General features: G+C 40.4%; 41 protein-coding genes. 4 read left to right on the top strand and 37 right to left on the bottom strand.

The annotated features are described in order from the left end of the window. Positions 1-57: 57 nt before the first annotated feature. On the bottom strand, positions 58-228 hold the full coding sequence (locus MN869_RS09615) for an Arc family DNA-binding protein (protein ID WP_243307334.1): 171 nt from the start codon (positions 226-228) through the stop codon (positions 58-60). A gap of 113 nt (positions 229-341) precedes the next feature. On the opposite strand from MN869_RS09615, the gene MN869_RS09610 reads away from it, so the two are divergent. After that, a complete protein-coding gene (locus MN869_RS09610; protein WP_243307332.1) occupies positions 342-614 on the top strand; it encodes an Arc family DNA-binding protein in 273 nt (90 codons plus the stop codon). Positions 615-640: 26 nt separating this feature from the next. Here the strand turns inward: MN869_RS09610 and MN869_RS20475 are convergent, their stop codons facing one another. The 36 genes from MN869_RS20475 to MN869_RS09430 all read right to left on the bottom strand — a co-directional run bounded on the left by MN869_RS20475 (position 641) and on the right by MN869_RS09430 (position 19,011). After that, on the bottom strand, positions 641-778 hold the full coding sequence (locus MN869_RS20475) for a hypothetical protein (RefSeq protein ID WP_347709333.1): 138 nt from the start codon (positions 776-778) through the stop codon (positions 641-643). A gap of 92 nt (positions 779-870) precedes the next feature. After that, on the bottom strand, positions 871-1,404 hold the full coding sequence (locus tag MN869_RS09600) for a phage tail assembly chaperone family protein, TAC (protein WP_243307327.1): 534 nt from the start codon (positions 1,402-1,404) through the stop codon (positions 871-873). 40 nt (positions 1,405-1,444) lie between these two features. Then, entirely contained in the window at positions 1,445-1,909 is a 465-nt protein-coding gene (locus tag MN869_RS09595; protein ID WP_243307325.1) for a phage tail tube protein, read from the bottom strand. A gap of 56 nt (positions 1,910-1,965) precedes the next feature. Further along, complete coding sequence (locus tag MN869_RS09590; protein WP_243307322.1) at positions 1,966-2,328, bottom strand: DUF3168 domain-containing protein; 363 nt, start codon at positions 2,326-2,328, stop codon at positions 1,966-1,968. Continuing rightward, on the bottom strand, positions 2,325-2,786 hold the full coding sequence (locus MN869_RS09585) for an HK97-gp10 family putative phage morphogenesis protein (RefSeq protein ID WP_241345160.1): 462 nt from the start codon (positions 2,784-2,786) through the stop codon (positions 2,325-2,327). The genes MN869_RS09590 and MN869_RS09585 overlap by 4 nt, the downstream gene beginning before the upstream one ends. 8 nt (positions 2,787-2,794) lie before the next feature. Further along, positions 2,795-3,142 carry a phage head closure protein gene (locus MN869_RS09580; RefSeq protein WP_243307320.1) on the bottom strand — a complete coding sequence of 116 codons (348 nt, stop codon included), beginning with the start codon at positions 3,140-3,142 and terminating at the stop codon, positions 2,795-2,797. Between the two features lie 7 nt (positions 3,143-3,149). After that, positions 3,150-3,443 (bottom strand): head-tail connector protein, encoded by a 294-nt coding sequence (locus tag MN869_RS09575; RefSeq protein ID WP_243307318.1) that lies wholly within the window; start codon positions 3,441-3,443, stop codon positions 3,150-3,152. Next, complete coding sequence (locus tag MN869_RS09570; protein ID WP_243307316.1) at positions 3,440-4,861, bottom strand: phage portal protein; 1,422 nt, start codon at positions 4,859-4,861, stop codon at positions 3,440-3,442. Before MN869_RS09570 ends, MN869_RS09575 begins: the two co-directional genes overlap by 4 nt. A 10-nt stretch (positions 4,862-4,871) precedes the next feature. Beyond that, on the bottom strand, positions 4,872-5,039 hold the full coding sequence (locus MN869_RS09565; RefSeq protein ID WP_243307314.1) for a hypothetical protein: 168 nt from the start codon (positions 5,037-5,039) through the stop codon (positions 4,872-4,874). Positions 5,040-5,125: 86 nt separating this feature from the next. Further along, positions 5,126-6,463, bottom strand: a complete 1,338-nt coding sequence (locus tag MN869_RS09560; protein ID WP_243307312.1) for a phage major capsid protein — start codon at positions 6,461-6,463, stop codon at positions 5,126-5,128. Beyond that, positions 6,460-7,050: an HK97 family phage prohead protease gene (locus MN869_RS09555; protein ID WP_243307310.1), complete on the bottom strand. Its 591-nt coding sequence runs from the start codon at positions 7,048-7,050 to the stop codon at positions 6,460-6,462. Before MN869_RS09555 ends, MN869_RS09560 begins: the two co-directional genes overlap by 4 nt. 54 nt (positions 7,051-7,104) lie before the next feature. Further along, the gene (locus tag MN869_RS09550; protein WP_243307307.1) at positions 7,105-8,787 is read right to left on the bottom strand and encodes a terminase large subunit; all 1,683 of its coding nucleotides are present in this window, start codon (positions 8,785-8,787) and stop codon (positions 7,105-7,107) included. Positions 8,788-8,789: 2 nt separating this feature from the next. Then, a complete protein-coding gene (locus MN869_RS09545) occupies positions 8,790-9,239 on the bottom strand; it encodes a terminase small subunit (RefSeq protein WP_243307304.1) in 450 nt (149 codons plus the stop codon). A 108-nt stretch (positions 9,240-9,347) separates the two neighbouring features. Then, positions 9,348-9,584, bottom strand: a complete 237-nt coding sequence (locus tag MN869_RS09540) for a hypothetical protein (RefSeq protein ID WP_243307301.1) — start codon at positions 9,582-9,584, stop codon at positions 9,348-9,350. Next, positions 9,581-9,859, bottom strand: coding sequence for an HNH endonuclease (locus MN869_RS09535; protein WP_243307300.1), 279 nt, complete (start codon positions 9,857-9,859; stop codon positions 9,581-9,583). Before MN869_RS09535 ends, MN869_RS09540 begins: the two co-directional genes overlap by 4 nt. After that, the gene (locus tag MN869_RS09530; RefSeq protein ID WP_243307299.1) at positions 9,834-10,046 is read right to left on the bottom strand and encodes a hypothetical protein; all 213 of its coding nucleotides are present in this window, start codon (positions 10,044-10,046) and stop codon (positions 9,834-9,836) included. Before MN869_RS09530 ends, MN869_RS09535 begins: the two co-directional genes overlap by 26 nt. A 13-nt stretch (positions 10,047-10,059) precedes the next feature. Continuing rightward, complete coding sequence (locus MN869_RS09525; RefSeq protein WP_243307290.1) at positions 10,060-10,311, bottom strand: hypothetical protein; 252 nt, start codon at positions 10,309-10,311, stop codon at positions 10,060-10,062. After that, positions 10,301-10,801, bottom strand: coding sequence for a recombination protein NinB (locus MN869_RS09520; RefSeq protein ID WP_243307288.1), 501 nt, complete (start codon positions 10,799-10,801; stop codon positions 10,301-10,303). Before MN869_RS09520 ends, MN869_RS09525 begins: the two co-directional genes overlap by 11 nt. Positions 10,802-10,808: 7 nt before the next feature. Next, positions 10,809-10,985, bottom strand: a complete 177-nt coding sequence (locus MN869_RS09515) for a hypothetical protein (protein ID WP_243307286.1) — start codon at positions 10,983-10,985, stop codon at positions 10,809-10,811. Then, entirely contained in the window at positions 10,985-11,158 is a 174-nt protein-coding gene (locus tag MN869_RS09510; RefSeq protein WP_243307284.1) for a hypothetical protein, read from the bottom strand. The genes MN869_RS09515 and MN869_RS09510 overlap by 1 nt, the downstream gene beginning before the upstream one ends. Before the next feature lie 38 nt (positions 11,159-11,196). Next, the gene (locus tag MN869_RS09505; RefSeq protein ID WP_243307494.1) at positions 11,197-11,553 is read right to left on the bottom strand and encodes a hypothetical protein; all 357 of its coding nucleotides are present in this window, start codon (positions 11,551-11,553) and stop codon (positions 11,197-11,199) included. Further along, positions 11,519-11,803, bottom strand: a complete 285-nt coding sequence (locus tag MN869_RS09500; RefSeq protein WP_243307282.1) for a hypothetical protein — start codon at positions 11,801-11,803, stop codon at positions 11,519-11,521. Before MN869_RS09500 ends, MN869_RS09505 begins: the two co-directional genes overlap by 35 nt. A gap of 470 nt (positions 11,804-12,273) precedes the next feature. After that, positions 12,274-12,807, bottom strand: coding sequence for a hypothetical protein (locus tag MN869_RS09495; protein ID WP_033134632.1), 534 nt, complete (start codon positions 12,805-12,807; stop codon positions 12,274-12,276). A 9-nt stretch (positions 12,808-12,816) separates the two neighbouring features. Further along, on the bottom strand, positions 12,817-13,053 hold the full coding sequence (locus tag MN869_RS09490) for a hypothetical protein (protein ID WP_243307281.1): 237 nt from the start codon (positions 13,051-13,053) through the stop codon (positions 12,817-12,819). After that, entirely contained in the window at positions 13,053-13,457 is a 405-nt protein-coding gene (locus MN869_RS09485) for a hypothetical protein (RefSeq protein WP_171553605.1), read from the bottom strand. The genes MN869_RS09490 and MN869_RS09485 overlap by 1 nt, the downstream gene beginning before the upstream one ends. Positions 13,458-13,523: 66 nt before the next feature. Continuing rightward, positions 13,524-13,712: a hypothetical protein gene (locus MN869_RS09480; RefSeq protein ID WP_243307279.1), complete on the bottom strand. Its 189-nt coding sequence runs from the start codon at positions 13,710-13,712 to the stop codon at positions 13,524-13,526. Next, the gene (locus MN869_RS09475; protein WP_243307277.1) at positions 13,709-14,026 is read right to left on the bottom strand and encodes a hypothetical protein; all 318 of its coding nucleotides are present in this window, start codon (positions 14,024-14,026) and stop codon (positions 13,709-13,711) included. Before MN869_RS09475 ends, MN869_RS09480 begins: the two co-directional genes overlap by 4 nt. Next, entirely contained in the window at positions 14,026-14,241 is a 216-nt protein-coding gene (locus tag MN869_RS09470; RefSeq protein ID WP_243307275.1) for a hypothetical protein, read from the bottom strand. Before MN869_RS09470 ends, MN869_RS09475 begins: the two co-directional genes overlap by 1 nt. After that, positions 14,234-14,761 carry a hypothetical protein gene (locus MN869_RS09465; protein WP_243307272.1) on the bottom strand — a complete coding sequence of 176 codons (528 nt, stop codon included), beginning with the start codon at positions 14,759-14,761 and terminating at the stop codon, positions 14,234-14,236. Before MN869_RS09465 ends, MN869_RS09470 begins: the two co-directional genes overlap by 8 nt. Before the next feature lie 12 nt (positions 14,762-14,773). Continuing rightward, positions 14,774-15,637: a phosphoadenosine phosphosulfate reductase family protein gene (locus tag MN869_RS09460; protein ID WP_243307270.1), complete on the bottom strand. Its 864-nt coding sequence runs from the start codon at positions 15,635-15,637 to the stop codon at positions 14,774-14,776. Between the two features lie 43 nt (positions 15,638-15,680). Further along, positions 15,681-16,085 (bottom strand): hypothetical protein, encoded by a 405-nt coding sequence (locus tag MN869_RS09455; protein ID WP_243307262.1) that lies wholly within the window; start codon positions 16,083-16,085, stop codon positions 15,681-15,683. 44 nt (positions 16,086-16,129) lie between these two features. Then, the gene (locus MN869_RS09450) at positions 16,130-17,452 is read right to left on the bottom strand and encodes a DnaB-like helicase C-terminal domain-containing protein (protein ID WP_243307259.1); all 1,323 of its coding nucleotides are present in this window, start codon (positions 17,450-17,452) and stop codon (positions 16,130-16,132) included. Then, positions 17,452-18,291: a replication protein gene (locus MN869_RS09445; protein ID WP_171553615.1), complete on the bottom strand. Its 840-nt coding sequence runs from the start codon at positions 18,289-18,291 to the stop codon at positions 17,452-17,454. The genes MN869_RS09450 and MN869_RS09445 overlap by 1 nt, the downstream gene beginning before the upstream one ends. Further along, positions 18,291-18,449, bottom strand: coding sequence for a hypothetical protein (locus MN869_RS09440; protein WP_241286655.1), 159 nt, complete (start codon positions 18,447-18,449; stop codon positions 18,291-18,293). The genes MN869_RS09445 and MN869_RS09440 overlap by 1 nt, the downstream gene beginning before the upstream one ends. 54 nt (positions 18,450-18,503) lie before the next feature. Further along, entirely contained in the window at positions 18,504-18,770 is a 267-nt protein-coding gene (locus MN869_RS09435; protein ID WP_061519342.1) for a hypothetical protein, read from the bottom strand. 10 nt (positions 18,771-18,780) lie between these two features. After that, positions 18,781-19,011, bottom strand: coding sequence for a hypothetical protein (locus MN869_RS09430; RefSeq protein ID WP_112986275.1), 231 nt, complete (start codon positions 19,009-19,011; stop codon positions 18,781-18,783). A 123-nt stretch (positions 19,012-19,134) separates the two neighbouring features. On the opposite strand from MN869_RS09430, the gene MN869_RS09425 reads away from it, so the two are divergent. The 3 genes from MN869_RS09425 to MN869_RS09415 form a co-directional block, all read left to right on the top strand. Beyond that, positions 19,135-19,881 (top strand): LexA family transcriptional regulator, encoded by a 747-nt coding sequence (locus MN869_RS09425; protein ID WP_112986276.1) that lies wholly within the window; start codon positions 19,135-19,137, stop codon positions 19,879-19,881. A 3-nt stretch (positions 19,882-19,884) separates the two neighbouring features. Further along, on the top strand, positions 19,885-20,172 hold the full coding sequence (locus MN869_RS09420) for a hypothetical protein (RefSeq protein ID WP_171293742.1): 288 nt from the start codon (positions 19,885-19,887) through the stop codon (positions 20,170-20,172). Between the two features lie 204 nt (positions 20,173-20,376). Then, positions 20,377-20,644 (top strand): pentapeptide repeat-containing protein (locus MN869_RS09415; RefSeq protein ID WP_243307252.1); only part of this gene is annotated, 268 nt, incomplete at its 3' end.

The following is a 20,644-nucleotide window of genomic DNA, read 5'->3' as shown; positions in this document are numbered from 1 at the left end:
TTAACAATCAAAAAGCCCTGACTCTCACCTCAAGGGCTTTTTTCATGTCTATACGATTCATGCTTTCGCACTCTCTATTTCTTGACGCAATTTTTTAATTGCTTGTGTGATTACATAATTTACTGGCCTTTCGTTTTCAATTGCCACCTCCTTTAGCCATTCATGTAACTCGTGATCAATACGCAAGTTGTACTGCATCTTGCGCTGTGGTTTTGTTAATGCCTCCATTTTATTCTCCTATCAATCAGGTATTATCAACTATAGAATTAATCAGGTAGCATTGTCAATACCTGAATAATAGAACTAATATGTATTGCAAATTTGTGGTATATGGTTTTCCGATGAGTAAAAATGGTGGTAACTTAACAATTCAGTACAATCTACGTTGGACTGAAGAGATGCGCGATAAGATTGCAGAAGCAGCTAAAGAAAATACTCGCTCTATGAATCAGGAAATTATTGCTCGCCTTGAACAAAGCTTTGAACAGGGGTTAAACCACGAAACTGAAATGTACATGATGGCTCAAGTTGTCAAAGATCAGCAAAAGCAAATTGACCAGTTACATGAAATGGTAAAACAACTAGTGTTTAGACCAAGACAAATGGATGATTAATTCATTCCCCTTGGGAACAGATATGTCTACTTTCCAACCATGCTCATCATGTAGTCTTCAACATCAAGTTCAACTGGCTTAGGCTTCTGCTCATGTGGCATGAAGTCAAATGGTGAAAAAGGTTTGGCGCCTTTTCCTTTATTTGAATTTGCATAGAAGGCCATTAGATTGCCAACAGCTTGCTCTACTCTTCTGCCTAGGTTTAGTGAGCCATATTTCAATCTATAGGCCCTCCAGAAGGCCATTTCAGAAATACTTATTTTTTGCTCTGCTTCTTCAATGGTGCTGCCACCGATTCCGTTGAGGACAAGTTCTCCGAGGAGTTCGTTTCGCTCGAATTCTTCTTGACTAACTTTCCCATGAAGTTATTCACTTCGTCAGCAATCTGGTACAAAGCCGCAATGAAAGACGGATCTGAGTCATATACATCTTGAGCTGATGCGAAGAAAGGTGTGCCCTTTGCATCTTCGCAAATGGTGCCTAAAAGTTGTGTTGCTTGGAGTTGATCAGAATCAACCGACTTGAGTTTAGATTTCTCAACATCTTCGTAATCAATATCCCATTCAAAAGCTTTTGCTGCTTCACGACTTGCCTTAAAGCTCATGCGCTTAACAAAGACTTGGCCTTCTAATTCAACCTGATCACCAACTTTTAAATCATGGTTTTCTGAAACTGTTTTTAACTGTTCAAGATTTTCTTTGGTTACTTCAACTGCCCACTTAACATCACGTTCAACTGGAGCACCAGCTTTAGTAATATTCTTTGCTTTCTTAAAATCAACTTTAGCCATTTTAATTCTCAAAAGTAAAAGCCCCTTTCGGGGCTAGATGTTAGGTTTTAGGTGTGAAAACAACAGTTGATGAACGTTGCAAAGTGACTGTATAGCCAACTAGTGCATCTGCTTCAAATGACGGTACAGGGGTTGATACGCCACCAGTGAATGTCCACCAAGAACGAGTTGTTGGAACTGTAACCGTGCCACCTGTTGCTGTGACTGGTGCTGTGCCATCTGAGGCACCCACATAAAACTGTAAGCCTTCTTTCTTTTCAGTGGCCCATTCGATTAGTTTGAGATGGCTTTCGTTTTCAGGATCTAAATTGAATGTAAGACTTGATTCTGCTGGGTCACTAAGTCCATTAAGATAAGACTTACTTTGAGTTTCATCTAAACAAGTATTTTCAATTCGAGTAGTTGAGTCACTACCCAAGTCGATACCCGTTAAACAAACAAGTTGAGTTACTGCTGTGCCATCGAATGCATAGACATTCGTGCCTTGTACTTTAATTTCTGCCATTGCATTTCTCCAGGCATAAAAAAAGCGCCCTTATGGACGCCTGTTAGTGAATTTGTTTATCGTGCTAAGAACCAATTTGCATCAAAGCCACGGCTAAATAGTTTGGTATCTGGCTCATAATTGCTGATTCGTGGATTCAAGATATAGCTTTGATTTTCTAATGCTCTTCGGATTGCATCACGCCCTTCATAAGCGCGTTTTTGATTGGTGTCATACACAATCACCTGATACATGATGTGATCAGTCCTAGCGGGGCAATCAAGGCTATTCTCAGCATTGCCACCAACCTCTTGCCAGACTGCATATGGTACGGGTGTATTCAGTGGTGCGATGTCTTCATAGATTCGAAGGTTGTCACCAAAGATAGCTTTCACCGCAGCATCAGCATTCAGAGTTTTGTAAATCGGTAGATAAATCATAGGTTTGCCAATTCCTTATCTAGTTCAGCATCAAATACTTCTGCGAACTTGTTTGTAACCTGCTGAATATTGGTTGCTAATGCAGGCCGCATGAATGGAACCGCTGGCACGCCTGATCGGCCATATTCGATCCATCTCCAATGTCTCGTATCGCCACCACTGGTCGGCTTTGGATTTTTGTTTGAAAACGACGCACCGCCATCAACGCCAACCCGCATAATTACTACATCTTTGTTCTTACTTTTTCCGGGTGATACTTTTACGTTTTTCCATATCTTCTCTCTTGTATCTGGATCATCAATGGCTTTGGCATTCAATCGAGCAGCATCTCGAACAATGTTCATTGCTTGACGTGCTGCTTTACGAGCAATGCTTCTAGCTTTACGAGGATTGGCAAGTCTTTGAAGTCGATTCTTGACATCATCAAGACCTGTAATTTCAACTTCTACGCCTGCCATAACCACCTCTACTTAGGTTTTTCCAGACCCTGCCCCAACAAGAAAGTGCAATAAATATTGCCTGTTTCATTGTCATCAAGTGCTTGGCTTTGGATTGAGAATGTTCGACCTTTCCAGATGACTTGCATCTCTGTGGTGATATCTTCTCGATAGCGGATTTTCATCCTGGCAACTACTTCGGATTGATCAGCTTGAGCGGCCATCAAGTCTTTTGCTGAATGTGGTGTGACTTTAGCCCAAAGCTTTTTATATTCCTGCCATGAGCCTTCAATAGGATATCCATCCTCATCACGACCACCAGCAACATAGTGTTGGATGGTGACTCGGTGGCGTAGTTCGCCTGCATTCTGCCCCATAGTCACCTCACACAGCCGTTGGAGTTCGATAAGTGAATAAAAGAGCCTGTACAGGTTGCGGCATGAAATTACCGTTCACTGGTGCGTCAGATTCAGCGTTACGGTATTTATCAAAGTATCCTACATACAATAAGACTGCACTTCTAAACTCTTTTGGATAAGGCTCAACACGATGTTCTTCATCCACATAACGCAAAATTGTTGATTCAGCAGAATCTAGATAAATCTGCAACTCGGTGTCGTTGGAATCGTCATCATATCTAAGATGGCCTTTGGCTTCTTCCAGCGTAACTATGCTCATTCTGTCCACTCCTTCGCGCACAACTTAAAGTTCTTATGATCAAACTCACCTAAATGGTCATTCTGGACATGCCACAGGGAGCCACCCTTCGTGACGAACTGCCCCTCATGATACTGCACACCCTCTTTAAACACGCCCTTGTAAAGTGCTTTAAGAGAGTTATCAGGCTGAGAAGTTGTTTCGGATTTACCGAATGGATCTTCTTTTGCATCACGCTTGGCCAAAGCTGAAAGCGAGTAGTTCTGTTGTTGCATGTAGACGGTATCACCACCTTCAAGTGGTAACTTGCCAACTTTGGCTCGGCCTTCATTCGGCGTAAGAAGCGAACCCTTAACATCTTCACGCACCATTGTGTGGAAGCGTTCTGAATCCATGCGAATAAGCACATCAATATCTAAAAAGCATTCAACATTGAAAGACTGTAAATCCAAACCATCGTCAGTTAAGTTTTCCCGACCCTCAATGAGAGCTTGTAAGCAGTCTGAATAGTAAATTCCATTTGCTTTTTCAGGATCATCAGGAATTGGGCCAATACCGATCTTAAAGGGCGGCATATTAAAGACGCTACAAACTACACGACCTGACATCTCAAGAAGCTCAATCATTTGTGAGTCAGCGGCACTCATACCAAGTTGGGTATAGGTCATTCCATCGCCAATAACTGCTGTCTTTCCGAAATTGGCACCTGAATAATTTTGATTCCAGCGTGCTTGGATTTCTTCTGCCTTCTCTTTAGTGATTGAACCAGGTGCAACCAAGATTCCACCCGGTCTGCTTCCATTCCCAAAGAAGTTCGCAGCATTTTTGATGATCTTCACACCCATACCAGCTGAAACACCACAAGCCATAATTGGCGATAAGCCAACTAATGGGTGATAGAAGGCATTGATACGATCATGAATAATTTCAGAAGCAGGCACAATCACTGATTCTGTTTGCGTCAAGCGGTCAGTATTTAGCTGATAAAACACATTCCCGTAGTCATCAACGAGTGGGCAAACAAGATCAGGATTAAGCACTACCATTCGGTAGACTTCACCGAATACATCACGCAGTTTCCACACATAAGTATTGCCACGTAGCAATAAACTAGATGTCCATTGTTCTTGGAACTGCTGCCAAGTCTGGTAATTGTTCGGTTTCTTTAAAACACGCAGCTTGTCAGGGATGTCGACATTAACCAATACGCCTTCTTGCTTACGTTTCAAGAGAATTGGTAATTTACCAATATCCTTTGAAATAATACTTACACAAGAAAATACTGCATAAGAAGCAGTTATATCTTCTCGTGTCAGTTCATCATTTTTCTGCCAAGCACCTGAGTATGGCTCTTGCACAAACAAGCTTTTAAAAGTCGGCCCAGCATTATGGACACTTTGAAAGCTCTTTTTACCTCTAAACCAGTCAAAAATGCCCATTTTTACCGCCTTATTCGCTAGTTTTTACTTCTTTTTTAGGTTTAGTTGCTGCCTTTTTCGGTTCTTCATAAGGCTTTGCAACACCCGTTTTAATCAAGATATTTGCTTCTAAATCGGTTACTTCCAGCACATCACCAACATTGGCATTGTGCATAACCTGTAAATATTCAATTTTCATAGCTGCTCCCATAGCTCAACAATGAATTTTCATTGCTCAGATATGAAAACAGCCCCATTTAAGGAGCTGTTTTAGTCAAATTACCATTAAGGTGTTGGAGTTGAATAATCAATCCAAGCCGCAGCAATTGGTCGGCGTTTATTCCATGTAATAAACTTCTCTACACGTACGGCAAATTTGTTTTCTTGCCATAAGTTAATGATAGTTCCATCTGTGTTTTCTAAAGTTGCTTGGTCTGAGTAAGAAACATCAACACCACCATCTTGAGCTAATAGAATTTCAGATGTTTTAATCAGGATAATTTTATCTCCAACCGTTTGTGAAGTAATCACAGGTCGACCGTTAAGCTCCTTATTCACACCCTGCATACCTTCAAAGTAGCGGTTGCCAAGTGCATCGCGAATTCGACTCATGCGTGCTGCACGAGTTTCTGACATTAAGTAATACGAGCCATCTAAGGACAAGTTTGCTTCAATGAAGGTATCTTCAAGTTCAGTTAAATCGTTGTCATATGCCGCTGCTGTGGTGCCAGTTGATGGGATTGCAGGCACTCCATTGATAATACCTACAGGAACTTCATCAGTTGCTGGTTGTGCCCCCAAGAAAGTTTCATCAATAAGAATTTGCGAAGCTTCAATCAAGTCATCACGAACAAGAATGTCAACAGATGGATCTGAACGAAGAATCAACTCTTGTGTGTAAACGGTAATGGCAGCTAATTTGTGTTGCCCGATTTTCACATCACCAAACTCTGGATTGGTTAATGGTTTTTTCTTACCCTCACCTACCCAACTTGCTTTACCACGCTTCGTTTTAGAAGGAATTACAGAGTTAAATGGCACATTGCGCATGCCTTGTAACTTGTCAAATACAGTAGCTGCACGAAGCATATCTACAAATTCACCAACAAGGTGATTATCACGCACTAATGATGCTGCGAAGTTTGGATCAGTAGTTGTACCCACTGTTGCCTTTTGAACTAAATCCTGAACCTCATCACCAAAGCCCATTTGTTTAGCCATTTCATGCGGGGTAATATAGTTGCCATTCTTTGCTGCCAACTGAGAGCAGATTTTAGCTCGCGCATATTGGGCGAAACCAACACCTTTCTCTAATTTCACAACTTCAATCTTCGGATCTGCTTTTGGATCTGGATCACCTTTAGCAGATTTCGTTGCCTCTTCGGAATCATTCCCTGCCACAGGTGTTGCCGTTTTGGCCGCTTCAGCAGCAGCTGCAATTTGCTTTTTGACTCGCTCGATGTTCTTTTCGATTGCGGCAATTTCGGCCTCAACCGCTTGAATTGACTTTTCAGTTTCTTCATCAGGCGTTTGACCAGCATCCAAAGATTTAGTCATGTGACCTTCCAATTCTTTGTTTTTAGCTGCCAGTGCATCAAGAAGCTGTTTTAAATATTTATTCATAGAGATACTCCACCCTTTGTTGGGCTATTTAGTTTTACAGTTACGTGTTTTTGCTCAGATGTAGCGCCATCTGGAACGTTCTGAGGTGTATTGCCCAACGCGGCTTTGTGTTCCTCAAATGCTTTTTTAAAATCTGTTTCGCTTTCGCGATTGCATGGAATGGTGACAAGGGAAAGTTCATAAAACTCCCAATCATTGAATTTAATCCCACCACCTTTAATCATTTCTGCGTCATCCCAATTTGGGATAAAACCAACTGACAGACCTTTTACCAGGTCGTGTTTTAGAGATTGGTAAGCTTCATCAATTCGGGCTTTAAGTACCCCTTCTTCTTCAATCTTTGGCAGGTGAATCTCTACCTCAATCCCTTTACTTGTAACCTTCACATCAGTGACATGCCCAATAGGCGATTTGTGGTCATGGTGAAATAACAAAGGCATCGGCAAAGTGAATTTGGCACCAGTTGGCACCATGATGTCTTTTGCACGGTCCTGATTAGGTGTACTTGCCATACCTTTGAATGTTCGCTTCTCTTCGTCAACGGCCTTGATTTCGAATGAGCCGAATGATTTGTGCAGAGCAGTCATAGCCCCTCCAAAATGCAAAAACCGCCTATTAAGGCGGTCATTAGTTGAATTTAATTAAACGAAAAAGACGTTGTATTCTTTTGTTGATGGTTCAGGGTTCATGGACATAAGAGCAACTGCGTTAAACATTGCTATGACAGGATCTATTTTCCCTTTGCCAGATTCTTGTTTGGTAATCATCACAGCATTACCAGTTACCTTACCTTTTGCATTACTTACTGCCCACTTAACGAGTGATTGTTTGGCAGGAATGAAAGTTCCTTCTGCCAGCTTTCTTTCTGCCGTGGTTGCATATCCAGAAAGTTTGTAACCCTGTGGAACAGCCATCATAGATTCTTGAGGAATTCCAGCAGCTAACAGCCCATCAAGAAGTGATGGCATACCAAGTTGGTCCAATCCAAAAGCTTGCTCTGGCATCTTTCCTGTATCAAAGATACGTTTTGCTATAGCTCCTGCTTGGTCAACATCGTCTCCAATATTCTCAACGATTACTAACTCTTCAGCTTTCTCAAAATCTTCCATCAATTGCTTATTTTCTTTTCGTCTTTCCATTGCAATTGGGTGAATCCAAGACATAGACCAACCACGCCATAAAGGCCTGTAATCTTTATCCCGACCAACGACATACATGCTGAATAAATCATCAAGTCCACCGCCATCGAATCCCACAGTGATACAGGCAGATTTTTCAATCAACTCATCAAGCGTCATAACTCGTTCTTTTTCTTCCCAAAAGTCTGATCCAGCCCAACGCCCTTGACGTAGATTCATGCCTATTTGGACATTTAGACGTTTTGCAAAGAAGTCTTTAGTGTCCTCTTCACCTGCATAAAGAGCCTTTTCATGGTCATCTTCTAATTGCTCTGGATCAACACTTGTTCCATAGTTTGGATTTGGGATGTGGAAGTTTTTCGGATCTTTGTATTCCTCGGAATCAATCATTGATTGAGGAAATTCATAAATCAAAGGCAAGAATTTCTTGTTTATTACCTTGCCATCACGGACATCACGTGCGTAATCGAGTTTTGTCTTAAATACTCCACATGGTGGTTCTTTTGACTGTGTTGATAGCCAGATTAAACAAGCTTCATGTCTTGAAGCCATACCGCCTGTTGCTTCTCGGAACATTGAAGCTGCTGATGACATTGTTTGAAATAAATGCAGCTCATCTACTAAAACCCAAGAAGCTTTTTTACCACCTGTTGATTTATCATCTGCTGCAACTACTTTTAAAGTTGCTGCTGTACCATTATGTGTAATTGTTTTGGTATGTTCTGAGATATTCATCATCTCATCTAAATCAGGGTCAGCCCTAATAGCATCTCGAATAGGATTAAACGAGTTATCCGCTACTTCTTTAGTTGGCGCAAGAATGATCAATTCTGCTGACATCCGCCCATTAAGAATAAAAGCAGTTAGCATGATGAATGCAGCAATGGTCGACTTGGTATTTTTCTTTGGAATTAGGAGGAAAAACTCATTAATCAGTCTTCTTCTTGACTCTGGATTATAAGCACCAAAAATAGCCGCAACAAATTCTGTAACCCATTCTCGAACAATCTCTCCCATTTCAGGAGAGTCCATTACATCAACCACTTTAAGCGCGTTAAATGTTTTAAGGGCAACATCTGCGACATCCTGAAAAAGAGGCTTGCAAGGCATTAAAGATTTGCCTTGAACGATGCGCTCTTCCCAATCTGGGCATGCAGTTGTCCAGTCGGGAAGTTTTGCTGTCATTTTTAGCTTCTCAATTGGTTTTCAAGAGTTGCGAACTTTCCGCTTTTAGTTGCTTCTTGTGCCTTTTCTTGCTTAGTTTCTTTCTTGCCCTTTTCTGCCACTTTGCCGTGTACGTATGGAAGTGCCGCTTGGGCAGCGCGTACACGTAGAGCCATATCTTCAACTGGATCAGAAAATACCGACTCCAAAAACTCCAAGGGGTCCGACAAATTCTTAGATGTTGCTATGGTTGTGAAAGTTGTTAAAGGTTTAACCTCATGTTTAACAGCTTGTTCAGGAGTGGCTTCATCAAGTCGTTCCAGATAAGCAATAACGTCTTGATCTTTGGCTAAACGTGCACCAGCCGCAGATGCAGTCTTTTCAGGGCATCCAGCTAAAATAGCCGCTTCTTTATTGTCTTTACCGTTTCGTTTTGCGAGGGCAAATGCCTTCTTTTTTTCTGTTAAAGCCATATACCCTCCTTTAACATATTTTTGAAATGGATAATTTTTTTATAAATGAGTTGGTGGGCGGTGTCCGTAAAAAATTCTTAAAAAATAATTTACCTCCCCCCAGCCTTCTCAGATTTTCTGCATCTTTTTAGTGCATTTTATTGGAATTAATTTATGTGCGATCGAACTAATCTTCGTCTGTAACTTCCATCCGAAAAACCAATATATTCTTAACCCAACTACATCATCCCATGCATTACCAATCCAAGCGTACCAAAACCCTTTTTCATGTTTATAGAGATAAGTCATATCACCCCATACAACTTTATGGGTGGCATCATCAGGAATAAGTATCGATTCTTTCATAATCTACTCTCCTTCAACGTCTTCTCTTTATGACAAGGCACACACAAGCTCTGTAGGTTTGACTCATCATCATTACCACCCTGTGCAATATTAACGATGTGATCTAACTCAAGCTCCATTGTGACAACACCACAGCATTGGCATGTGTGCTTATCTCTAAGGTGTATCTTTGCTTTGAGCCTACGCCATGGACGACCACCACGACCTGAACCCCAACTATTCTGCCTTGGCGTTCTCTGTGCCTGTAGTCTAGGCTTGAGTGTTTGTAGTTTCATGATCACCAACTATTCTTAATCGATCACCATCAACGATGAACTTAACGTTTAACTCAACATATCCATTTGGATTTGATTCGATCTTGAGTTCTTGTTGTGAGGAAAGCATCTCACCTGTGATTGCATCATGTAATGCTAATGGACCTTTAGAACCTTTGGTTCTTTTCAATACAATATTGCGTGACATAGCCACCTCTTAATCAAGAGTTCTCGACCTTGGTTGTTCTGACTCTTGTTCGCTTAGTTGCAACAGGAGTTCGTTGTTCTGTTCCAGTGCTGCTAGGATTATCTGATCCTTGTTCGCTATCTGCTGAATCAGTGTTGTGTTCTGTTCCACTATCTTTGTCAGCAATTCCTCTAATGCGTTTGATTGCTTGGGCTGTTCTTTCTTTTGCTCGCTCATATTGAACTCTCATCCATTCACGACGTTCTTCACATGATTTACAGACCATGGGCCATCTCCAATGCAAATTTAAGGTCATCTGGCACAGGTAGTGATATACCCAACTTTGCCAGTGCATACGCTTCGATCTGTTGTAGATATTCGGTGTATTGTTTTGTATCCATCCGAGTAGTTGAAGTCTCCCTAATCACGCCATTGGCAATGGCTTCAAATTGCTCAGATTCGCTTTGTTTTAATATGGACAAGGCTAAACACATCTCAGCGTATTCTTTGTCGTCACGCTTCAATATGCTGATTAGAAATTTCTTCTTAAACTCAAAGTGCAATTGATCCTTATCATTACCTGTCTTCTTCTCAATAACTGAAAGCCATTTCCAATAAAGGGAATTTTGCGCTAAGGAACGCTTTTTACATTCAGGTGAGATTGTCACAACCAAAGGCTTATTCTCAAAATTGGCCTGTGTGTAATTGGTATGTAGGTACGACATTGTTTTAGTGATGTCTGAGTGATCTTTGATGGTGAACACTGCTTGATTCATACCCACCTCAACACATTAAATTTGAGTCTTCCTTTTCAACTTCAACTCGCAATGTATAGTTGTTATCGCTATCAGGAGTAAAAGACCATTCTTTGATTTTGCAGTCATTCTCATCCTGAAACTGGTTCAAGAACTTTAAAAGTTCATCCTCAAACTTATCTTCAAGTAATTCACTAATGGACATTAGATTTCCTCTATTAAAAAAGAGCTTAAATCTTTTGTTTTCCAAGACTCATCAAATTTATCGTGCGCAAGCCATTCCTCTAACTCTTCACAGTAAAAGCAATAGTTTGTATTGAATGAATGATCTTGATAAATATGTGTTGCACCTTTAGGTGCTTCTGATTTGATTGACATATGTTTTTCCTCGCAATAAAAAACCACCCGAGGGTGGCTTAAGTTTGATTAAAGATTTGTTCATGGAGCCAAGCTAAAAATCTATCTTGATCTTTAAATTCTGGTGCCTTATTCAAGTCAAGAGACACCAACTTATCATCCACCAAAATTTTAAAATCATGATGAAAGAATATTTTCTTATTTTTAGATTTAAACTTTGTTGTCAGAAACATCATAATCATCCCAATGTTTCCGTTTCCATAACTGGATGAGGCAAGGTCACTTAGTTTTGCGTAACCTTCATGATTCACAAACTGGTCATATAGACCTTCTATTTTTGCGTATTCCATAACTTTTACTTGTATTAAAAAGCTCAATATATCAAAAAACGTCATCCTGCTCGTCATTTTTGACATTCAGCATCCGATTGGTTTTATTCAATGCTTGATCGAACCATTCTTTAGATTGTTCACGTGTCAGTTGGTAGTACCCATCAAACCAACGATGACAGATATGGCACAACGGAATTGTGTAGCAGTCATCAGCCTTTCTGCTGCGTGATTTGCCGTGTATGGCGAAATTACTGTGAGCTGCTTGACTTGGACTAGAGCCGCATCTAACGCAAGGCAACTGCCTTATTTCGTTTAGCCTCTTTTGCGAACGCATCTTCTAGGTTCTCGATTCGTTTGACTAAGTCTTTCTTAACTCTCTCACACTCATCTTTGAATGTCTGGCTACTGAACAAATGGTTATAACTTTGCAGCTTGCATAAATTGCTCTTGTAGATTTCTAAATTTTTCTTCGCTTCGATTGTGTCCATATTCAACCATCCCAACCTTCACCGATTCCATATCCATCCATTTTTTATGCTCCTTTAACTTAGATGAAGTGAACAGTCCCTAAGGCACGACAACCACTCTGTTTTCACTATTGCGTCCAATACCAGAGCCGCTCTACTACATTGGCGTATATTCACTTCTCTAAATTAAAAAAAGCCCCACCGAAGCAGGGCATAAAGAGGAAACTTTAGACAACAAAAAAGCCCACCTTTCGATGAGCTTTTATCAGTTGGTCACTTTACTGTGTAGTACGACCAGTGTATTAAAACTATATCTTGTATGGGGGTTTATTGTCAATTAAGAATTCCTAATATTTTTTCTATACAAATCAACATAAAAATCTATTTCATCTTGCATGTCCTCAAGAGCGATTGTCACCATAAACTCAAGATATGCATAGTGCTCTCGGTAAGTGCGCGGCTTAACCTCAACGATATTAAAAAACTTTAATTTCTGCTCTGTATTAAAATCAACATCTCTAAGATTTAAAAACAAAGTCATCTTGGCAATTTTTAAGGCGAAAGATTCTAAATTAAATCTTACCCTTTTCACTTCTTTCTTTAGCTGTATTAACAATAGATTTGCAAAATACTTTTCAAGTGTATGGTAAGCAAGAGTGTTATCACGATAATCACCCCATACGAGCAATTCACAATATGCCTTTGTTGCCTGATCTTCGATTGATGCAATGGCACCACACCGCTCTTCCCACGTAGGCGCCTTTTCACCAGTCGACATTGTTGAAGCTTCATAGTTTGCTGTCTTAGCTCTCATCTGCTGTCCAACCCATTCAAGATTTGATAATTTTTCTGTTACTACTGCCGCATTCATACCGTCACCTCAAATGTTTTCTAATTTCTTGACCCAGTCGATAGGCTCATAACTTAAAGGAAGCCCACCAAGATCAAATAGTTCTTCTACTGTTTCACATGCATGAACCCATTGCTTGTTCATGTCTTGCATAAGGATTCGATCGCCATATTCTTTGAAATAGAAAGCGCCACCCACCCATAGAGGTGCAAAAGCGAAGAACTCAGCTCCAACTGGTGCACCTTCTCGGATTTTTGCTATATCCATCACCCACCTCTCAACCGTTCAATAAGCTTCTCAATCCATTGGATGACTAATCCTTCTTTGATCTGTGCTGTAGTGCCACGTATCACAAACCAACCATTCACTGCTGCTGCTGAATACTTCTCGCAATCCTTTGTGTAGCCTTCACCTCTTGTGTGACGACCATTGCTGAATACACCACCTTCAACTTCAACCAAAATAGGCATGTCATCAATTCTGAAATCTGCTAACCACCGTCGTTCTGGATGAAACCGATACTCCTTTGTAAATGGAATCTTTAGAGCATTGAGGTGATTCTCCAATAGAGCCTCACCCTTGCTGACTGTCTTTCCAAACTTCCGTGACACGCTTGAACGCGCCACAGGTTTTGATCTACTTCTTTGAGCCTGTTTGAATGTTGTGTTCATATCAGCTCCAAATTCCAATTAACGCCAAGAATGCTGCAAATAATAAGAACGCTTGAAAGTCAGTCATTAGAAATGCCCCTTGATCCAATTGATCACAATCGACATAACGACAACCGAGCCTGACACACAAGCAAAATAGTAAGAGAGCCATCCCTCAATACCATGTTTGGCTTTGAATTCTCTTGCACGAAAGCGAATGACGCTGAGTGAAAGCACAAAGCAAACATAGGTGCAGTAGATTAAATAGATCTTCATGCTTCATTCCCCTTGAGCGCTTGCTCTAACGCTTCCAACGAGTCAAACAGATTAACCCCACCACAATTCCAGTCGTCAATAAGTTTTCGTGCCGCATCCATCCGCTTTTGCAGCTCATCCACCTCGGTCTGGCGGTGATTCCAAGCTTTGGCGTATGCTTCCCACTTACCGTTAAAAGCTTCCAAGTAGCTATGATTCACATCTCTAGAACCGTTTAATTCGTATCTTCCAAACTCGCCAAGCAATGCATTAAATTCAACATCAGTTTTGAATAAACCTATCCAATATCTGTTTTTCTCAAATTCACTTCTCATCACTTCACCTGCTTATAAACTGGGATTTGCTGAAAATCACATCTAGCCCAAAATCTTGTCTTATAACCGCGGTTTTCAATCACATGGTTTTTCTTTTGCTTTTCACAGACAGATTGAGTGGCATACTGCAATTGATAAGTAGCTGGACCACCTTGCTGATAGTCATATTCGAAATAGCCAACTGTTAAAACCCAAACCGTTACGAACTCAATCATTGCTATTTACCTGCTCTAAGTCGATTTTCTTGCAATTTGGAGATGTGTCACAGTCTCTTAATTCTTCTAAGTCAATGCGGTGGCCCGCAGTTTCTTCCTCTGCGGTGGCGCGTCGAAATCGATATGTATTTACCCAGTGCTCACCGTCATTTAGCTCCAGACCCCAATCATCAATAAATCCGGTAATCTTTTTTACGGTTAGATATTCCGCTTCTAAACCATCATCAGTACAAACCACTAAATCACCGATCTCAAAATAAATTGCCTCGTAGTCTGCTATGGCTTGTTTCAAAGCTGAACGACGTGGTGAGTCATAATCCCAATCAATATCTAAATATCGAATGTCCATTTTTGCGTTTATAATCCCGCCATAGGATTTGATTAAGTCAATGCTCTCAACTAGGCGCTTGAGCTCTACTACAAACAACTGCTTAGGACCGCAGTAAAGTCTTTCATATGCTGGCAAGTTTTCTTTAGCTCGCTGAACACCATGACGCTGAATTAATTGGATTGCGTTCATTGGCTTTACTCCTTAAACAATCGCTTCACATGATTCAGAGCAAGAGCCTGATTCATATCGTTTGCTGCTGCGTAATGCCTTGTACATTTCATCGCGGTCACGGTCTTTATATGCTTCAATCACATCACTCATGTGTAAGCGTTTTCGATACATGCGATGGTGATTGTATTTACGACCTTCGGATCTAACGTCTGGACCCTCGGTTACGTCGATCCACTTAACAGCCATTTCTGGCTCATCTTTGGCGGCGAGAGCTACTTTGTTTAATCCTTTCTTTATGCAGAAAACGCAGTTACCAAGATGCTCTGTTATTGCTAAATCAAAAGGTTGTTGCTCCCACCAATCCAGAACATCATCTTTCTCAAATTCACAAATTTCTGCTAAATAACGAAACCCTTCTTTCTGGTGTTTCGCATCTTTATGTATTGGCAAATTTAATTTTTCTAATACCTCAATTGGTAATCGTGTTGGTTCATCAATTCGCATCCCAATCCAACGCTCAAAGTTTTTCCCGAAGGTTTCTGCGCAATATTTTTCAAATGGTTCAGTTTTCATTCTTGCGGTGCAGAAAGGAGTGTTGTAATACGGACTACCATACTTCTTAAGCATGTCTTTCCAAGGTTCTAAATCCTGTTTTAAGTCATCCAGAGAAATGATTTTGTAGCTTCCGCCAATATTCATTACAGGATTGACAACAACACGAAGGCAAACAAGATTAATTCCCCAATGCTTCACAATATCTTTGATAAATTGGTATGTAGCTGGATGTTCTGCGCCTGTGTCCATAAATACAAAGCGCGCTTCAGGATCATCCTTGAAAAGGTGAACTAAATAAGCTGAAGTTCGGCCACCGCTAAAACTAATTACTTTATTCATCGCCCTTCTCCGTCACGTGAGTCACGTTTAGTAATGATTTGGTTCATGCCGCTGCCCCTTTTAATTCTTTTCGCGCCTTCATTACTTTGTTGTACATATTCAACGTGCAATTAATTCGACCATGTTTAATATGTCGCAAGTTCCAAACAGAACATCCAGCCAGAGCAGCCAAATCATTCCAATTGCCGTCATAGTTTTTAAGCCAAATCTCCATTTCTTTTCTATCAATTGGCTTTGGATATTCTCGTGTACCGTAAGGCTTTAACGGCTTATCAGCTTGCTTCGGCTCCAACTCAAAGAAAGGAAGCTCTTTGATTAATGGATGCTCCAACCCATACTCTAATGCACACTTAACTTCTTTCACTGTGCATAGCTCATAGTCTGGTCTGCCTTTGCGCTTAGCTAATAGTTTTAGTGCTTGGCGTACTTGGGTTAGATTTGGAACCATACGATTCTCCACCTAATCCACAGTTTGATTATCTAGAGGATGTTTCACGCTGTACCTCCAACTTCTTCCTTAATCGAAGCAAAACGACAGATATCTAAACGATCTAGAACACGCACAACACCACGCTTGCCATGACGGTTTTTCGCAACAATGATTTCTGTAATGCCGCTTGGTAATTCGTCATCGTTATTGAGAATTGGATGAGCCAAGATGATTTGATCGGCATCCTGTTCAATCTGACCTGACTCTTTGAGATCGGATGCTTTGGGGCGTTTCCCTTTCTCTGATTCACGGTTTAACTGAGCCAAAGCAATCACTGGACAATTGAACTCCTTAGCCAATGCTTTTAAATCACGGCTAATTGAGCTGACTTCTTGATAGCGGTCTTTTTTGCTTGGGTCGCGTACCAACTGCAAGTAATCAATAACAATGCAGCCAAGGCGCTTATATTTGCGTTTAGCCTTACGTGCATAAGAATGAATTTCAGCAATGGTAGGCTTCTGCTTATCTTCGATATGAATTGGCAGTTTACTGAAACGCTTTTGAGCATCTGCAAATTGGCCTAACATCCCATCAAACAGCTCTGCATTGTGAATATTGTCATAAGGAATATGTGTTAATGCTGACACACAGCGGTTAGTGAAGGTCTCAACATCCATTTCAGCAGATACAACCAAAACAGCTTCACGAAACTGGACAGCGGTTTGAATAGCGACCATTTGAGCCAGTGTTGATTTACCTGAACCTGGTCTACCACCAATCACACAAAAATGACCTTTCTGAATTAATCCAACTAGGTTATCCAAGTGAGCTAGATTGAATTTCACTCCTGCGTATTGCTTGTTGTTTTTAGCTTCCGCTTTCTCAATTAATCGATCTACAGAGCGCTTGATTGCTTCCTCAAATGTGAAACTAGACTTCTCAACATCGTTGCCAGTCTTCTTCCCATCAAGAATCGATTCAGCTGCAATGTGAATATCTGGAATGGTTAAGTCTTGCGAGATTTGCGCAATACTTTCACCCATTTTTTCAACTTCACGGTGAGCCTTGAATTTATTTAGCTCCGCTGTGTATGACTCAAGATTGTAAAAACTCGAAGGCGCTTCACTGCTCATTTGAAGCAAGTATTCAGAGCCGCCCATCAAATGAATTACATTTTTTTGTTTAAGCTGTTGCTCAACCATTACGAAATCATAAGGTTTGTTTTCATTGGCCAATTCTGCAATTGCTTTGAAAATTTGCTTGTGGCGCTCTGGAAAGAAGCAGCCTTCATCAAGATCATTGCTCACCACATCAAAAGAGTTCGCAACAGTCATAAGTGCTGTAAGAACAGCTTGTTCCATTGGGATATTGTGAATATGACTCATTACCAATCCCCCATGTCAGCTTCAAAGCTTTCAGGATTGATAGCTTGTGTGTTGTCTTGTGCAGCTTGTTTGAATAGTTTTTCAGTGAGTTTGAAATCTCGCTTCACCCACTTCACGAAGTTTGAATACATTTGGTTTGGTGTTACTGCACCAGTATGGATTTTGCTTTCGTAATGAGGATTAATTTCAAGTAGTAATTCTTCGACCTGAGCTTGATTGATTTTTGGCAACCCTGATCTTTGCATCCAAGAATTGAGTTGATGTAAATCTGGTTGCCAAATATTTAAAACTTCATCGACTGGATTTCCATGCTCATCACTTTCTTTTAAGTTTATTTTCTTTTCTTTTACAGAGTGACATTTGATGCTACTAGTTCCAGTATCATTTGATGTTACTAGTCTAGGTACATTTGATGTAACTACTTTTAATGCACCAGTATCATTTGATGTTACTAGTTCAATAGAAAATCTTGACTCAAAAGTTACTTCATAGCTTTTAGATTTCCCCAAAGTTTTTGTGATTTTTACAAGGTTGTACTTTGCTAAATCAGACATAGCTTTTCTGACAGTTCTCTTGTCTTTAAAGCCTGCTAATTTCAAGATTAATGATTCACCAATAGCTTTGTTTTCTTCATGAAAGCCCTTGATATGCCTATTAAGCAAAACTAGACACTTGATGGCCTCACCACTTAAAACAGCTAAATAACCTTCATCACAAACAAAATTAGGCAATGGTGTATAACCATCTTCTTTTTTGGACATGGCTTTTTGCTCATTCCTTTTTGCTGTGCTTGGGTGAATGTCAACATTCTCCAAAGGCATAATTTTTAATGCACTCATCAAACACCCTCCATCACAAAAGCAACCAATTCAGCTTTCGCCTTGGCTACTGCAATTGAGTTTTCCAAAGTGTGATTGAGAGCATAAGACTCTATTGCTTTTTGCAGACAACTAATCTTCCGATTTAGTTCAATGTCTGCTAATATTTGATAGTTCATTTGATTTACCTCACTGAACATGACCGCTGCCAGCTGTAACTGGAAAGCGGTTTTTTATTGCCCTTGATTCCCGTTAATCCCTTCCAATCCCTCACCGAAAATTACTTCTGTAGAGAGATCCCGCATCAAAGCTCCTAATCCCAAGCGCTCGAATGATTTTGCTTGTAAATTAAGTACATGCCACTCACCTGCTATTTCTTTTTCAAGGAGATATGCAAGATATTGAGCAAGGTCTTTACCTTTGATTTCAGCGAGAACTTTTGCTCGCTCATGGTTTTCAGGAGACAAACGCACATGCGTAGATTTTTTTTCAAGACTCATACATTTGTCCTTAAGCTGCTAAATGTTTTGGATTCGCTTTATCAAGCAACCACTCTTTGGTTAATTTTCCATTGCTATGCTCTGCAAAAATCTGTGCGTAATTCGTTTCGCCTGTGTAGTCAGTTCTTGGTAAAACACCTTTCTCTGCCATTTTCCGCACAGCTACATAGGAAATCCCGAGCAACGCTGCTGCTGAGGTTCGCCCACCAACAGCATCAATAGCTAGTTGAATAGGATTCATATTTAAACCTTATTTATACCACTTCGATATTTTTATTAAACCATGAGTTAAAATTTATTTCAACCTATGGTTGCTTTCATTTTTATTCTTTTTATACGAAAATTTAACCAAAGGTTTCAAGTGATGACAGTTATGAGCACAATGGTTGAGCGCATTCAAGAATCTCTGAACGCTAAGAAATTATCTTGGGCAAAAGCTGCCACAATGATAGGTTTGTCGCCTCAAGCTCCCTCTAAATGGAAAAAGGGACAAATTAGCAAAGAGACTCTAGATAAGTTGGCTGAATTGCTGGAAGTCGATGCTGGATGGCTTTTAAATGGCAAGAAAAGTGAGAATTTAACTAACTTCAACATGCAGCAGTTCATGGATAAGCATGGCTTAACAAAGAAAGACGATTCTTCTTTTGATGTAGATGATATTCATGAGCCTACTGTTGTTGATTACGAAACTGAAAACGGATTTATTTGGATTGACGTGGTGGAAGCTAATTTTTCTTGTGGCGCTGGTGAATCAATCGAGTTTCATTTTGATGTTATTAATGGAAAGTTTCCCTTCCCACCTTCTTTTTTTCAAAGAAAGCATGTTGACCCAAAATGCATGAGAATTATCAAAGCTAAGGGCGATAGTATGTCTGATTTCATTCATGACCAGGATCTTGTTGGGATTGATATTTCACAGACAGAAATCATTGATGGGGAGATCTATGCTGTTTACTTTGAAGGCGAAGGCATGATTAAGCAAATATTCAAGGAAGAAGGAGGAAAGCTGATTTTACATAGCCTAAATCCCAAATATCGTGATCGTGAAGTAACAGAACAAAACGGCTTAAATTTTAAGGTTATGGGGCGTCAATTTTGGCGTGCGGGATAAGACGTGAAAAATAAAAAACCGCCTGAACTACACACTTATAGAGAATTAAGCCTAGCTCAACAGATATCAATTAACGAAGTTCTTATTAATATTGTAAGAGATAATTGCAGGCACAATATCATCCTACCTAACGATGCTGAACCATATAATCATGTAAAGGTAATCAGTGTAAGCTTTGAGAAAGAGGCTTCGGCTATTTGGATACACTTTGAGACCAAGAGTGGAGAGAAAATAGCAATACCAATTGATTTTATATCAAGTATTGAAATTGCTGGACCAATGATAACTTAATTTAATGAATTTTCTTAAACCCACCTAGTGTGGGTTTTCTTTTGTCTATCAGAAAACATTAAACCTAGGTATAAATTATTTTCACCTATGGTTTAAATTTTACTTGATTTAATTTTATACCTTTGGTTTAATAATCTCATCAAGACAACAAAAAAGTCCCTGACATTCGACCGACGGGACTTTTACTCAAAGAGCGAGATAAGTATGACACAAAATCATGAAATCAAAAACCGTTGGACTGGCGAAGTTCTATTTACATGTGAAATTCCTGAAGGAATGGAATCTGGGATGATCGCTCGTCATGTTGCAGAGGCTGCGATAGCTGCCGATGCCAACCTTCGCGATGCCAACCTTCGCGGTGCCGACCTTTACGATGCCGACCTTCGCGATGCCGACCTTTACGATGCCGACCTTCGCGATGCCGACCTTCGCGGTGCCAACCTTCGCGGTGCCAACCTTCGCGGTGCCAACC

It is taken from the genome of Acinetobacter sp. NIPH1876, from assembly GCF_022808535.1.
Taxonomy (GTDB): domain Bacteria; phylum Pseudomonadota; class Gammaproteobacteria; order Pseudomonadales; family Moraxellaceae; genus Acinetobacter; species Acinetobacter higginsii.
The sequence above is the reverse complement of the archived record's forward strand: the minus strand, read 5'-3'. Positions and strand labels throughout refer to the sequence as shown.

What these genes read in the sequence shown, in the direction of transcription:
- MN869_RS09615 (WP_243307334.1), bottom strand. Translation starts at nt 228, where the DNA reads ATGGAGGCATTAACAAAACCACAGCGCAAGATGCAGTACAACTTGCGT.
- MN869_RS09610 (WP_243307332.1), top strand. Translation starts at nt 342, where the DNA reads ATGAGTAAAAATGGTGGTAACTTAACAATTCAGTACAATCTACGTTGG.
- MN869_RS20475 (WP_347709333.1), bottom strand. Translation starts at nt 778, where the DNA reads ATGGCCTTCTATGCAAATTCAAATAAAGGAAAAGGCGCCAAACCTTTT.
- MN869_RS09600 (WP_243307327.1), bottom strand. Translation starts at nt 1,404, where the DNA reads ATGGCTAAAGTTGATTTTAAGAAAGCAAAGAATATTACTAAAGCTGGT.
- MN869_RS09595 (WP_243307325.1), bottom strand. Translation starts at nt 1,909, where the DNA reads ATGGCAGAAATTAAAGTACAAGGCACGAATGTCTATGCATTCGATGGC.
- MN869_RS09590 (WP_243307322.1), bottom strand. Translation starts at nt 2,328, where the DNA reads ATGATTTATCTACCGATTTACAAAACTCTGAATGCTGATGCTGCGGTG.
- MN869_RS09585 (WP_241345160.1), bottom strand. Translation starts at nt 2,786, where the DNA reads ATGGCAGGCGTAGAAGTTGAAATTACAGGTCTTGATGATGTCAAGAAT.
- MN869_RS09580 (WP_243307320.1), bottom strand. Translation starts at nt 3,142, where the DNA reads ATGGGGCAGAATGCAGGCGAACTACGCCACCGAGTCACCATCCAACAC.
- MN869_RS09575 (WP_243307318.1), bottom strand. Translation starts at nt 3,443, where the DNA reads ATGAGCATAGTTACGCTGGAAGAAGCCAAAGGCCATCTTAGATATGAT.
- MN869_RS09570 (WP_243307316.1), bottom strand. Translation starts at nt 4,861, where the DNA reads ATGGGCATTTTTGACTGGTTTAGAGGTAAAAAGAGCTTTCAAAGTGTC.
- MN869_RS09565 (WP_243307314.1), bottom strand. Translation starts at nt 5,039, where the DNA reads ATGAAAATTGAATATTTACAGGTTATGCACAATGCCAATGTTGGTGAT.
- MN869_RS09560 (WP_243307312.1), bottom strand. Translation starts at nt 6,463, where the DNA reads ATGAATAAATATTTAAAACAGCTTCTTGATGCACTGGCAGCTAAAAAC.
- MN869_RS09555 (WP_243307310.1), bottom strand. Translation starts at nt 7,050, where the DNA reads ATGACTGCTCTGCACAAATCATTCGGCTCATTCGAAATCAAGGCCGTT.
- MN869_RS09550 (WP_243307307.1), bottom strand. Translation starts at nt 8,787, where the DNA reads ATGACAGCAAAACTTCCCGACTGGACAACTGCATGCCCAGATTGGGAA.
- MN869_RS09545 (WP_243307304.1), bottom strand. Translation starts at nt 9,239, where the DNA reads ATGGCTTTAACAGAAAAAAAGAAGGCATTTGCCCTCGCAAAACGAAAC.
- MN869_RS09540 (WP_243307301.1), bottom strand. Translation starts at nt 9,584, where the DNA reads ATGAAAGAATCGATACTTATTCCTGATGATGCCACCCATAAAGTTGTA.
- MN869_RS09535 (WP_243307300.1), bottom strand. Translation starts at nt 9,859, where the DNA reads ATGAAACTACAAACACTCAAGCCTAGACTACAGGCACAGAGAACGCCA.
- MN869_RS09530 (WP_243307299.1), bottom strand. Translation starts at nt 10,046, where the DNA reads ATGTCACGCAATATTGTATTGAAAAGAACCAAAGGTTCTAAAGGTCCA.
- MN869_RS09525 (WP_243307290.1), bottom strand. Translation starts at nt 10,311, where the DNA reads ATGGTCTGTAAATCATGTGAAGAACGTCGTGAATGGATGAGAGTTCAA.
- MN869_RS09520 (WP_243307288.1), bottom strand. Translation starts at nt 10,801, where the DNA reads ATGAATCAAGCAGTGTTCACCATCAAAGATCACTCAGACATCACTAAA.
- MN869_RS09515 (WP_243307286.1), bottom strand. Translation starts at nt 10,985, where the DNA reads ATGTCCATTAGTGAATTACTTGAAGATAAGTTTGAGGATGAACTTTTA.
- MN869_RS09510 (WP_243307284.1), bottom strand. Translation starts at nt 11,158, where the DNA reads ATGTCAATCAAATCAGAAGCACCTAAAGGTGCAACACATATTTATCAA.
- MN869_RS09505 (WP_243307494.1), bottom strand. Translation starts at nt 11,553, where the DNA reads ATGTCAAAAATGACGAGCAGGATGACGTTTTTTGATATATTGAGCTTT.
- MN869_RS09500 (WP_243307282.1), bottom strand. Translation starts at nt 11,803, where the DNA reads ATGCGTTCGCAAAAGAGGCTAAACGAAATAAGGCAGTTGCCTTGCGTT.
- MN869_RS09495 (WP_033134632.1), bottom strand. Translation starts at nt 12,807, where the DNA reads ATGAATGCGGCAGTAGTAACAGAAAAATTATCAAATCTTGAATGGGTT.
- MN869_RS09490 (WP_243307281.1), bottom strand. Translation starts at nt 13,053, where the DNA reads ATGGATATAGCAAAAATCCGAGAAGGTGCACCAGTTGGAGCTGAGTTC.
- MN869_RS09485 (WP_171553605.1), bottom strand. Translation starts at nt 13,457, where the DNA reads ATGAACACAACATTCAAACAGGCTCAAAGAAGTAGATCAAAACCTGTG.
- MN869_RS09480 (WP_243307279.1), bottom strand. Translation starts at nt 13,712, where the DNA reads ATGAAGATCTATTTAATCTACTGCACCTATGTTTGCTTTGTGCTTTCA.
- MN869_RS09475 (WP_243307277.1), bottom strand. Translation starts at nt 14,026, where the DNA reads ATGAGAAGTGAATTTGAGAAAAACAGATATTGGATAGGTTTATTCAAA.
- MN869_RS09470 (WP_243307275.1), bottom strand. Translation starts at nt 14,241, where the DNA reads ATGATTGAGTTCGTAACGGTTTGGGTTTTAACAGTTGGCTATTTCGAA.
- MN869_RS09465 (WP_243307272.1), bottom strand. Translation starts at nt 14,761, where the DNA reads ATGAACGCAATCCAATTAATTCAGCGTCATGGTGTTCAGCGAGCTAAA.
- MN869_RS09460 (WP_243307270.1), bottom strand. Translation starts at nt 15,637, where the DNA reads ATGAATAAAGTAATTAGTTTTAGCGGTGGCCGAACTTCAGCTTATTTA.
- MN869_RS09455 (WP_243307262.1), bottom strand. Translation starts at nt 16,085, where the DNA reads ATGGTTCCAAATCTAACCCAAGTACGCCAAGCACTAAAACTATTAGCT.
- MN869_RS09450 (WP_243307259.1), bottom strand. Translation starts at nt 17,452, where the DNA reads ATGAGTCATATTCACAATATCCCAATGGAACAAGCTGTTCTTACAGCA.
- MN869_RS09445 (WP_171553615.1), bottom strand. Translation starts at nt 18,291, where the DNA reads ATGAGTGCATTAAAAATTATGCCTTTGGAGAATGTTGACATTCACCCA.
- MN869_RS09440 (WP_241286655.1), bottom strand. Translation starts at nt 18,449, where the DNA reads ATGAACTATCAAATATTAGCAGACATTGAACTAAATCGGAAGATTAGT.
- MN869_RS09435 (WP_061519342.1), bottom strand. Translation starts at nt 18,770, where the DNA reads ATGAGTCTTGAAAAAAAATCTACGCATGTGCGTTTGTCTCCTGAAAAC.
- MN869_RS09430 (WP_112986275.1), bottom strand. Translation starts at nt 19,011, where the DNA reads ATGAATCCTATTCAACTAGCTATTGATGCTGTTGGTGGGCGAACCTCA.
- MN869_RS09425 (WP_112986276.1), top strand. Translation starts at nt 19,135, where the DNA reads ATGACAGTTATGAGCACAATGGTTGAGCGCATTCAAGAATCTCTGAAC.